Source organism: Moorena sp. SIO2C4, from assembly GCF_010672485.1.
Classification (GTDB): Bacteria; Cyanobacteriota; Cyanobacteriia; order Cyanobacteriales; family Coleofasciculaceae; genus Moorena; species Moorena producens.
Window position 1 is genome coordinate 1 of sequence record NZ_JAAHGN010000139.1, and the last position, 10,686, is coordinate 10,686.

At 44.0% G+C, this 10,686-nt stretch carries 7 protein-coding genes; 1 reads left to right on the forward strand and 6 read right to left on the reverse strand.

The window, feature by feature from the left end:
• Positions 1-43 precede the first annotated feature (43 nt).
• From F6K20_RS10285 to F6K20_RS10305, 5 genes are all read right to left on the reverse strand, one after another.
• Positions 44-2,212 carry a GumC family protein gene (locus tag F6K20_RS10285; protein ID WP_008185824.1) on the reverse strand — a complete coding sequence of 723 codons (2,169 nt, stop codon included), beginning with the start codon at positions 2,210-2,212 and terminating at the stop codon, positions 44-46.
• A 232-nt stretch (positions 2,213-2,444) separates the two neighbouring features.
• Positions 2,445-3,809 carry a polysaccharide biosynthesis/export family protein gene (locus F6K20_RS10290; RefSeq protein ID WP_008185823.1) on the reverse strand — a complete coding sequence of 455 codons (1,365 nt, stop codon included), beginning with the start codon at positions 3,807-3,809 and terminating at the stop codon, positions 2,445-2,447.
• Positions 3,810-4,053: 244 nt separating this feature from the next.
• Positions 4,054-4,884 (reverse strand): cyanoexosortase B system-associated protein, encoded by an 831-nt coding sequence (locus tag F6K20_RS10295; protein ID WP_044493607.1) that lies wholly within the window; start codon positions 4,882-4,884, stop codon positions 4,054-4,056.
• A gap of 134 nt (positions 4,885-5,018) precedes the next feature.
• Complete coding sequence (gene crtB, locus F6K20_RS10300) at positions 5,019-5,906, reverse strand: cyanoexosortase B (protein WP_008185821.1); 888 nt, start codon at positions 5,904-5,906, stop codon at positions 5,019-5,021.
• 3 nt (positions 5,907-5,909) lie between these two features.
• The gene (locus F6K20_RS10305; RefSeq protein ID WP_008185820.1) at positions 5,910-7,079 is read right to left on the reverse strand and encodes a DegT/DnrJ/EryC1/StrS family aminotransferase; all 1,170 of its coding nucleotides are present in this window, start codon (positions 7,077-7,079) and stop codon (positions 5,910-5,912) included.
• A gap of 1,909 nt (positions 7,080-8,988) precedes the next feature.
• Here F6K20_RS10305 and F6K20_RS10310 point away from each other — a divergent pair.
• Positions 8,989-10,263, forward strand: coding sequence for a glycosyltransferase family 4 protein (locus tag F6K20_RS10310; protein WP_008185819.1), 1,275 nt, complete (start codon positions 8,989-8,991; stop codon positions 10,261-10,263).
• Positions 10,264-10,372: 109 nt separating this feature from the next.
• Here the strand turns inward: F6K20_RS10310 and F6K20_RS10315 are convergent.
• The coding region (locus tag F6K20_RS10315) for a putative PEP-binding protein (RefSeq protein WP_353736742.1) at positions 10,373-10,686 on the reverse strand (314 nt) is incomplete at its 5' end.

A 10,686-nucleotide genomic window follows, 5' to 3' on the forward strand; every position in this document is an offset into this window, starting at 1 on the left:
TTCTTTCCCGACTCCCGATTCCCGACTCCCGATTCCCGACTCCCTAGTCCCTACTCCCTACTCCACTAGTAACTTTATGGTTCTCTGCTGGGGTTTGAGCCACAGGAGTATCTACCGCTGAATACCCCCTCCCAGTATCCACCGGAACAGGGGGTTGTAGCTGCTTGATATCGTTGATAACTGCTCCCAACAGTACCTCGTTTTCATCTAACTCTTCGATTACCTGAGATAAAATACTTCCCTGGGTATAGCCTGGTCGAGTAACTAACACAATCCCATCAGTAAATGGTTGTAGTAATAGGGCATCATTACAACGGGAGAGACTAGGCGAATCAACTACAACAAAATCAAAGCGACCACGAGCATCTTCCAGCAAATGCTTCATTTCACTCGATTCTAGGATCCCCGCAGCTTTGCGCAGGGGCCCAAGACTAGGGAGAATGTAGAGATTTTCAAAATCTTGGGCTAAATGAATACATTCACTCTTAGAGCCATAGAAGCGCAAAGGTTCCAGTGGAGCGTCCATCAGGTGAATCACTTCTTGAGCTTGAGCTACAGAATGCGATCGCAAATCCCCTTCTACCAACAGAGTACGCATACCGGCTTGGGCAGATGCGATCGCTAAATTGTAAGCCACGATCGTCTTTCCTTCATTCCCTGCCGTACTAGTCACCAACACCACTTTTACCGCAGGTTCCTCCCGCAGACGAAGATTAGTGCGGAACCGTTCGTAGAACTCCAACTCCAAAGCCTCTGGTTGGGTTATTATCGCAGCTTCACCCCGGTAGGACTTGAGGCCGATTGTCGGTAAATCCCCCAGTAATGGCACACCATTGTCCCGAAGTATGGGCTTAACATCCTCTGGCGTGTATAAAGTATTATCCAGGGTTGATAGCAGCAGAATCACACCAGCACCTACAACAATACCGATTACACCACCTATTGCCAAAGTAACGATCGGATTACTTTCTGTCTGGGCCTGAAGTGCTCTCGGTTCTGAAATCCCAGCGATCGCAAGACTACTCTCAGTCTCCGCCTCTGCTATTTTGCTATCTGCTAATGCCGCCTGCAACCGATTGTAAAATTCCTGCTTAAAAGCAACTTGCTGAGCCAGTCGCCCTCGCTCCAGCTGCTTATTGGGCAGCTGCTGATATTGCTGTCTTAGTTCTTTTTCCGTTCTTTGGGTAGCTGCCAACTGCCGTTGAAGTGATTCCCGCTGGGTTTGCAGAGCTACCAACTGATTAGCCAGTGCCTGCCGTGCTGGGTCCAGGGTACTGTCTTGGCGGATTTGACTGGGCAATGGAGAGGTAAACCCATTACCACCGAGAACTTCAGCCGCACGTGCCTGAAGTAAGGTCTCATAAGTCTGTTGCTGTTTGCGCAACTCAATCATAGTTGGATGTTGCGGACGCAACTGCCCCTTGAGCAGTTCCATCTGTGTCTCAGTATCCAGAATCTGAGCTCGCAGACTAGCAATAATCGGGTCAGCACTAAGGGCAGAAGACGTGTAAGCTTGGTCAGGGGTCAAACCTAGCCGTTCGATTAGGCTAGAATATTGAGCCTCAACCCCCTCTAGCTGTATCTCGAGACTACGTTGTTGCTGTTGGCTACCAGTAATTCCACCCACTAACGTCCCATCTTGAGCAGCAAATAAAGCTGGTCCTTGTAGGCGGTCATACTGTTCCAGTTTTTGTTCCGCTTCCCTTAGTTCCGCCTCCGCCTTAGGTAAACGTTCTTCTATCACTTCAATAATCCGTCTTAGTTGTGATGTGTTGATAAAACGGCTCTGTTCCACCATTTTCTTCATCAGCATGTCAACGATGGCTGCAGAAATTTCCTTATTCTTATCCCTATAGATTACCGAAATAAATTGTGCTCCTTCTGCTTTTGGCAATTTCACCTGTGTATTTTTAACAATGTCTTTGGAGCTGACTTGCATCCCAGCTGCTACTTCCTTCACCACATTGTCTGCCAGCAGCGTTCCCTGTGTCAGCACTTGTTTACCTTGTTCTGAAATCTGTACCCCTGTCTGGGAAAATACTTTCACAGGAGTGGTATATATCAAGCGACCTTCAGCTCGGTAAATCGGAGGTGGCGTTGGCTGTATAGCCACAATCCCGGATATGCCAGTAATCAGGAAAAACGTGGCAAAGCCGATTAACTTATGCTGATTGAGAGCAATCAGGTAACGTGTGACAAAAGGGGGAGTCATAAGTTGTTTCCGCTATTGTTAAGGCAGCAGTCATAGAAAAATCCTGTAGCCTATTCCTATTTTTACCGCTGAGTCAACAGGGACTCTGAGCACCAGTTACAAACCGAGACAGGTAGTGGAGTTTTCTGTCCATTCATTAAGGTATCCGGAGATTTTCGTGCTGTCGATGGAAAAGCTAACACACCAGGGGAGAGGTACCATGGATTTCTGCTCCTGTCATACCCAAACCTTATCAAAACAGTTCTGGTATTTCCTCAAAAAACCTCCGGAATCCCAGAAAATCGTTGAAGGGTCGAGTCACTAGACTCAGAGCGGCAGAAATCTTAGCAACAAGACTTCGACCCACCACGATCACATCTTCATCTTGAAGTGGCACGTTTTGGGAAACATCACCCTTTAGTAGCTTTTCTCCGTCTAGTTTTTGAGTCACCGCTTTGCCCTGTTCTGGATCAAAACGAATTAAGGCAATGCTATCCAAGTCAGCATCATCTGGGTTAGGAGAAATTGCTGTTAAGGCATCAATAAACGTACTACCATTAGCTAATGTCAAGTTGCCAATCGTCCCATTAGGATAGCTCAACACTCGAACGCTGATTTGTTGTTGAGCTAGGTTAGAACGAGCTACCAGCTGCCTATCATAATCGGTAGTATTACCCACCTCCAACTTTCGCACAATAATAGCATCCCCATCCCGGAGGTTCAATTCCGATGGAGTTGTCCCATTTTGCAGCGGTGTCAGCAAGTCAATTTCTCGCTCAATGATAGAATTATTCACCACCGACTTACGACGAATCAAAATAGTCCGCAAATCAGCAATGGTAGTCGTACCACCCGCAGCAGTAAGGGCTTGATTCGGTTGAGTTCCTGCTGGCAGGGGGTAATAGCCTGGTCGAAACACCTCACCACTCACCGTAATCTGAACAGCCGGTGTACTCAGTAGGCTCACAACTACTTCAGGATCAATCACAAATTCATTTAAGACCTTTTGAATTAAATCTTGAGCCGCCTCTAGAGTAAGTCCCACCACTCGTAGCTTACCGAACAGCGGTACCACAATATTTCCGTCAGAATCAATAGCACTTTGAAAAGCCAGATTCGGAAAGTTTGTCACACTCACTGCGATTACATCTTCTCGCCCTAGGTAGTGGCGATTAAATTCATCAGATGGACTCACCTGTGACAGAGTCTCTGGGTAGCCCAAAGGAGGTAACATTTCCTCCAACTGTTCCAATGGATTCTCCTCTGAGACCGGTTCAGGGTTGCTCAACGGTGGTGGCGGTGGCAACGTTTCCGTTACCTTTATGGTCTCAGGAGTGGTCTCAGGGGTGGTCTCAGGGGTTTCCAGTTCAGTCCTTTCCCTTTCCCCTGATTCAACAGTTTCCGTTGTTTCCCGTTCCATGGAACTAAACGTAGGCAACTGAGCGCGATCGCTAATCCCATCCCCAAGATTTTGCACCGATGTCGGTAAATTTCCGACAAGCTTAGCCCAACCAGGGCTAAGCCAGACTCCAGAACTAACCAGCCATAATAATACGGTACCCCCAAACAAAGATAAAGTAAGAACTTGGTTGCCAAACCTGTGGGTGTCAGTTGTCATGTTCCAATGGTCAAATATAATCTCAAGTCTGAAATCTCAAGTCTGAAGTGGCAAGTCTAAAATGATAAGTCTGAAGTGGCAAGTCTGAAGTGGCAAGTCTGAAGTGGCAAGTCTGACGTTTAACTTCTTGTTGTGGATAAACTTTTTAGTCAACCCTAAGTGTTCCAGCAATAAATCCATTTCATCCTTTATCCTTGATCCCTCATCCTTGAGCCTTCATCTTGAATCCTTCATTCTTCATCCTTCATCCTTGAGCCTTCATCTTTGATTGTTGATCCTTCATACTTTGTATACTACTAGCTTCCTCAGCCAAAGGATCGCTCATCAAAGCAGTTTGAATCATTTTACTGAGAGATTCGGCTATTGGCCTAGAATTTTCAATATCACCCAAAGGTTCTATGGGAATTTGGATATTCACCGCAACCCAAGGCACCCGTTTGCGATGTAACTGGGCCAGTTGATCAACCCAGAACCAACGGCTAGGAGCAGGATTACCACCCTCTGGCCAGGCATACCATTGTACTATCGCGAAGGTTTGCCGCTGATTCCAGGCACGAAAGAAACGGGCGTTAACAACACTTTTGGGGTGGCTTTTGGGCTTGGTTGTGATGGTCGGATCAGCCTGGGTCTTCCCCTCAACATCAGATGTGTTGACCACAAACTTGATTTGGCTATAAGAATCGATCTTCCATTGTCCCGATCTTTGTCTCATAAATCCGCTAATATCTTCCCATTCTACCTGTGGCTGGGATTTAGGACCATTTTGGGGAAGCAAAAATAACCACACTGGTTTTTGTTGATCCTGCTCTATGAACTGCAAAGACCATTTATGGCCGCCAATCCTGATGGTTTGTTGCTTAACAGTTTGCCAGTCAGATAGTTCTATTCCTGTCTTGCGGATAGCTTTTATCTTTTGGAGGTTAGTCACTGGTGGCAGTTTTGCCCAAGGCCAGTTTCCTGTCCAGTAACCCGGTACTGCTCCCATTATTACCAAGACTAACAGCAACACCAGTAAGACTCCCCTGGAGATTTGCCAGGGCTGGATTAACTTTATTAAACTTACTGATTTCATCATTCTATAGCCTTTATCAGACTTATGAGGTACACATAATTTTTTTCCCTATTCCCTGTTCCCAGATCCGCTGTTCCCTAAAATCCCAAAATTGTGTACCTCACCCAATTAAAAACTATAACGTTTAATCTTCATTGTTAGCCAAGGGAGTCAAGTTTGGTGTCTGAGGGAAAGTATTTTTCAATGAACTTCATTAATAGAACCAGCATCACTAACATCATGGCTGAATAGAGGTCACCGCCCCAGCTTTCATGGAGCCAATGAAATGCGTTATCTTGTCCACTGCCATGGAAAAAGGTAAGCACACTATTGCGGACAATATTAGCACTAACACTTATAACCACCGCACCAGATAACAGCCAAATAGTCTTTAGGCGTGACTCAATAGCACCGCTCCAGTAAAGCAACATCAAACTCACATACAGGCAAGTAAATAACATCTTAAGACCAGCACAGTGGGGCGCTACCTCAACAATTCGTTCACTTACGAACAAGTTAATCCCTTCCAGTCTGACATTCATCCCAAACTGAGTCAGAATAAAGGCAGCCATGGCAGCAATAAAGCGTTGTAGGGGCAAGATATAAGGTTCAATCAAATAGGGAACTGCTGTTGGAGTTGCCAAAGCCACTAGCAGCAGGGGAAAACTTTGTAGCTTAAAGCCACCAATCCCTTTTAACCATAGGCTCATACCAGCTAAAACCATGGGAAACGATAAATTTACCAGTTCTGATTGACCGCTAAGATAGCTTACTGCTCCAATTATCAGTAAGACTACACCAAAGGGATGGGCTGTATCAGTCAGCTTATGCCACCGTCGTCGGTTCGTCCAGACAATATGGGCAGCAAACGGTAGCCCAATCAAACCATGGCTAAAGTATTCATGGGTAATGCTGATACTTTTGTTGAGCCAGCCATTATACCAATGCATCAGCACAGGACCATAAATAATGACTAGTAAAACGATGATACAACCGTCCAGTAGATAGCGATCAATGGCAATAGGAATTTTGCGTCCAATTTGCATAGTTTAATGATTAATAACTAATGGCTCAAGCACGCCTAATAAATTAGCTAACCCATCAACAACCTGCTCAATCTGCTCCTTGCTCAAGTTGGGATAAATTGGTAGAGATAAAATCTCATTGCACAGAGCTTCGGCATGGGGAAAGTCACCGGCTTGATATCCCAAGTATTTGTAAGCTGGCTGGAGATGGCAAGGAATTGGATAATGAATACCGGTTTGAATTCCCACTGAGGCCAGAGCATCCTGGATGCTCTGTCGGTTAAAGGGACATTGTTGACCCACCCTAATCACATAAAGGTGGTAGACATGACCTGACCCGCTGTGGTTTTCTATGGGCACAATCCCGTGACCTTCCAAAGCCTTGAGTAGATTGTCGTACTGCCCAGCTGCCCAGTAGCGTGACTGGTTCCACTCAGTCAAATAAGGCAGTTTGACATTGAGGATAGCAGCTTGTAACGTGTCTAAACGGCTATTTTTGCCGATATCGGTATGAAAATATTTGCGAGGTGCCCCGTAATTGCGAAGCGATCGCACTTTTTCTGCCACAGTAGCATCATTAGTGATTACCATGCCACCGTTACCAAAGGCACCCAAGTTTTTACTGGGGTAGAAACTAAATGCTGCCGCCTTGCCCACAGAACCAGCATAATAATCCTCTCGCTGTGCTAAGTGAGCTTGTGCTGCGTCTTCAAAAATCAGTAAGTTGTGGGCATCAGCAAATGCGATTAACTCACTCGGGGATACCATCTGACCGTAAAGGTGCACAGGGACAATTGCCTTGGTTTTGGCTGTAATGGCTTGTTTGGCAATATTGAGATCAATTAGGGCAGTAAGGGGGTTGCAATCCACCAAAATTGGCGTAGCACCAGCAGCTATGATCCCAATCACTGTAGCGATAAAAGTGTTAGCAGGACAAATCACTTCATCCCCAGCACTAATGCCACAGGCTTGTAATCCGAGTGCGATCGCATCGGTGCCAGATCCCACCCCGATACCGTATTGGACACCACAAGCAGCCGCAAATGCTGTCTCAAAATTCATCAAGGCTTTACCAAGAACAAAATCTCCCTGCTGCACTACAGATTGAATTGCCTGGTCTAGCTCAGTTTGAATAGGTCGGTGTTGTTGAGCTAGTGAAACGAAGGGAACTTTGACCGGAACTTGGTAACTCATCTATTTGTATAGGAATTGATAGTACACTGTATCAGGGTTAACAGCAAAGATTCACATCATTCTTCTCTTCTTGAATGTAAGTCGAATTCCACATGAGTTAACACACTATAACTGTCAAGATTTCGTAAAGTTTTAGCCACTGGTAGGAGTGAGGAATTGGGGCTTTGACCATAGCAGAAGTTCACTGACTCTCGGAACATGGTATATAGATAAAGCGATCAGCCAATGAGGTGTAAGCTTAAGAGTTTTCGTGGTTTGTCCGCCATTGTCCCATCCCCGGTTTACCCATCCCTACCGTTCTTGATTACAGCGTTCCCAAAACCATCGTGGCATGACACATCATCACCAAAAACCATCAAACATCTTACCCAAAAGTGGGCTTTTACTTTACTTTAGGGGGAATTGGGTAAGATTTTATGGTTCTGAATTCCTCTGGTTTACCAAACTTAGTCATGAAGGAGTGCTGAGTACAGAGTGTGGTGAATATCCCCTGCTGACCAATCCGGTTGCTTCGCGCTTATTCGTTGGACTAAGCACCGTGCTGTTGCGGACGCTTATTTTTGTAAGCCTGGGTCTTATCTTCCCTTTTCTTTACCATTTATTCACAAATTTCTTCACAAAGTCTTTACTGATTTTTTATTTTGGGCTAACCACTTAAGTCAAGATAGTTAGGAGACCCCTTTCCTTGATAGCCTGATTCCAAATCCATGTTTATAGCCCCCTATCTTGATGCACTAGCTGATGGGGGTTTCCACATTATTTACCAAAACTAGCTCCTAGGTAGGTAAGGGATTTCAGATTTCTCGATAGAGTGTTATAAGAATTTTACATTTTCACATTTGATTAACATAATCTTTAAAATTATATAATTGAAAATTAATAGCTGTTTCTGATAAGCTTTCCGGTAGTTCCTTTAGAAAAACAGGTAGTGGGGCATGGTAACATAGCTCGAATCAATTTTTTCCTATGGTCTTATAGAGTTTCCATTTTATTTTTGAACAAAGCACCCTCTTGAAATAATACTTTCAGCTAGTTTGGCGTTCACAACTCATTTATAGCTATATATAAAATATATACCCTTATAATATAGAGATGCATCGCTATGAAAACATCAACACTTAAAAAAGTATCTAAAATTACAGCAGGAGTGCCATTTATGAATCTATTTACATCGGTTATGTATCTGCCTACGAATCTAGTGGTCAGTGCAGTTAATCCCTTAAAGTATCCAGAGAGTAATTTATTTAAATAAATCTTGGCTTCATTTTTTTTATTTAGCGCAAATTTATATCGTTATGTAATGGTATTTTTACCAGAGTTATCATCAATAATCAAGAAGGTAGCATACCAAGTATTTATATTATAAAATTGACGATGGCTAAGATGGCATCAGGAGTCCAACCAGTGAGTATGATAGTTTTGATACCTATATGAATAGAACCAAGAACAGGGAATGATCAGCTGGAGCTATCCTAAGCCTGAGGACTAATTATTGCCTGCTAAAGAAGGTCATAATAATTGAGTTTTTCTGTCTGTATTCTTAGAGATAAGAGCGCCTAAGCGCGTCTGTCTAACCTACTGCTCTATTGAGAGTAATAGCTTTTGGTATATTCGGTGTTGGTTCAATGCATAAGCATCAACAGACAAAGCCGATTGAGTATCTAGTCATCAAGGCTATAACGTCGAAAATTAAACCAAACGCTTTGAATGAGTAAAGTTTAAATTTTTCTCTTAAAGGTGAAAATTCAAACAGTAAAGTATGTAGGGTAATTAGACACCAGTTGCTAAGTAACTGATAGATAGAACTAACTAGATATAGTGTTTCTCAATGAATTGTAAAAAGCGATGCATCGCTTGTCCACCTGTCAAATCTTAACTTGACAGACTACTCGCTCTACCAATAACGTTCATGCGCATATTAATCTACTCCTATAATTATCATCCTGAACCCATAGGCATTGCCCCATTAATGACGGAACTAGCAGAAGGTTTGGTCAAGGCAGGACATCAAGTACGAGTCGTCACTAGTATGCCGAACTATCCCCAGCGCTGTATCTATGATAAATATCAGGGTAAGTGGTATCTGACTGAAGAAAGAAATGGAGTAATAATTCAACGCTCCTATGTCTGGATTCGACCAAAGCCTGGTGTAGTGACACGGATACTACTGGATGGTAGCTTCGTGGTGACTAGTTTGATTCAGGCTTTCCAGGGCTGGCGACCTGATGTAATTCTGCTGACAGTACCGTCGCTGCCGGTTAGTGTGCCAGCTGCTTTACTCGGTTGGTTGTACAACTGCCCAGTATTACTGAATTTACAGGATATTTTGCCAGAAGCTGCTGTACAGGTTGGTCTAATTAGAAACAAACTAGCCATCCGTATCTTTGAAGCTTTAGAGAAGTTTGCCTACCACACTGCTCATAGAATCAGTGTTATTTCTGAGGGATTCGTTGACAATTTAGTCAGTAAAGGAGTACCTAAAGACAAAATTACCTGTATCCCCAACTGGGCGAATGTTAATGTTATCCGTCCCTTACCCAAAGAAGGAAATTCGTTTCGCACTGCTTACCATCTTGATGGCAAGTTTGTAGTACTGTATTCCGGTAATATTGCCCTGACTCAGGGATTGGAAACAGTAGTGAAGGCGGCTACTCTGGTCAGGCATATTCCAGAAATTGTCTTCGTCATTGTTGGAGAATCTAAGGCTCTACAGCAGCTACAGCAAGACTGTCAGACTTGCAAGGCTAGTAATGTCAAGCTTTTACCTTTCCAACCCCGAGAGAAGTTACCAGAAATGTTGGCAGCAGCAGATATAGGTTTAGTTGTGCAAAAGCGTAACGTTGTTTCCTTTAATATGCCCTCAAAAATTCAAGTGCTATTGGCTTGCGGACGACCCATCATTGCTTCTGTGCCTTTGAATGGAACTGCAGCGCGAGTTGTTCGAAAAAGTGGTGGCGGTGTAGTGGTACCACCACAACAGCCCCAGGCTTTAGCATCTGCAATTGTCGAATTGTATGAAAATCCTGAGCAGGGGGTATCTCTAGGTCAACAAGGTAGAAAATTTGCTCTGAAGCACTTCGCCTATCAAAACGCTCTCAACCGCTATGAAGCACTATTAACTCAAATTACTAAGAAGCCTAACCATAATTCACTGATTGAATTACAGCAGTTTTCAGATTTATAACCTAGGTCAGACCAGATAAACCAAATCAGATCCTGTCCCGTGGTACGTGGTAGTGTTCACCGATACTACTGGACTGGATCTCATCATCCAATTGGGAACTTCTATATATTTATATGTTTTCCCCTTGGCCTTTTACACCCAAGCCTTTTGACTTATTTCGTGCTGCTTCCAAGAGTAAACGTTGCTCAGCACGAGTAATTGCCTGGTAAGTCCCTTCCACATCTTTAACATCAACAGAAATCGAAGTAATTCCCCACTGCACCAACAAATCAATGAGTTCCGGATCCTGAACCGTAGCTTGACCACAAATTGAGCAAGGAATACCAGCTTCCTTTGCCATTTCGATTAATTGCTGAATTGCTTGCTTGACCACTGGATGGCACCCTGCCACCAGTGTTTCCAACTGCCTCTGTTCCCGATCAA

What these genes read in the sequence shown, in the direction of transcription:
- F6K20_RS10285 (WP_008185824.1), bottom strand. Translation starts at nt 2,212, where the DNA reads ATGACTCCCCCTTTTGTCACACGTTACCTGATTGCTCTCAATCAGCAT.
- F6K20_RS10290 (WP_008185823.1), bottom strand. Translation starts at nt 3,809, where the DNA reads ATGACAACTGACACCCACAGGTTTGGCAACCAAGTTCTTACTTTATCT.
- F6K20_RS10295 (WP_044493607.1), bottom strand. Translation starts at nt 4,884, where the DNA reads ATGATGAAATCAGTAAGTTTAATAAAGTTAATCCAGCCCTGGCAAATC.
- crtB (WP_008185821.1), bottom strand. Translation starts at nt 5,906, where the DNA reads ATGCAAATTGGACGCAAAATTCCTATTGCCATTGATCGCTATCTACTG.
- F6K20_RS10305 (WP_008185820.1), bottom strand. Translation starts at nt 7,079, where the DNA reads ATGAGTTACCAAGTTCCGGTCAAAGTTCCCTTCGTTTCACTAGCTCAA.
- F6K20_RS10310 (WP_008185819.1), top strand. Translation starts at nt 8,989, where the DNA reads ATGCGCATATTAATCTACTCCTATAATTATCATCCTGAACCCATAGGC.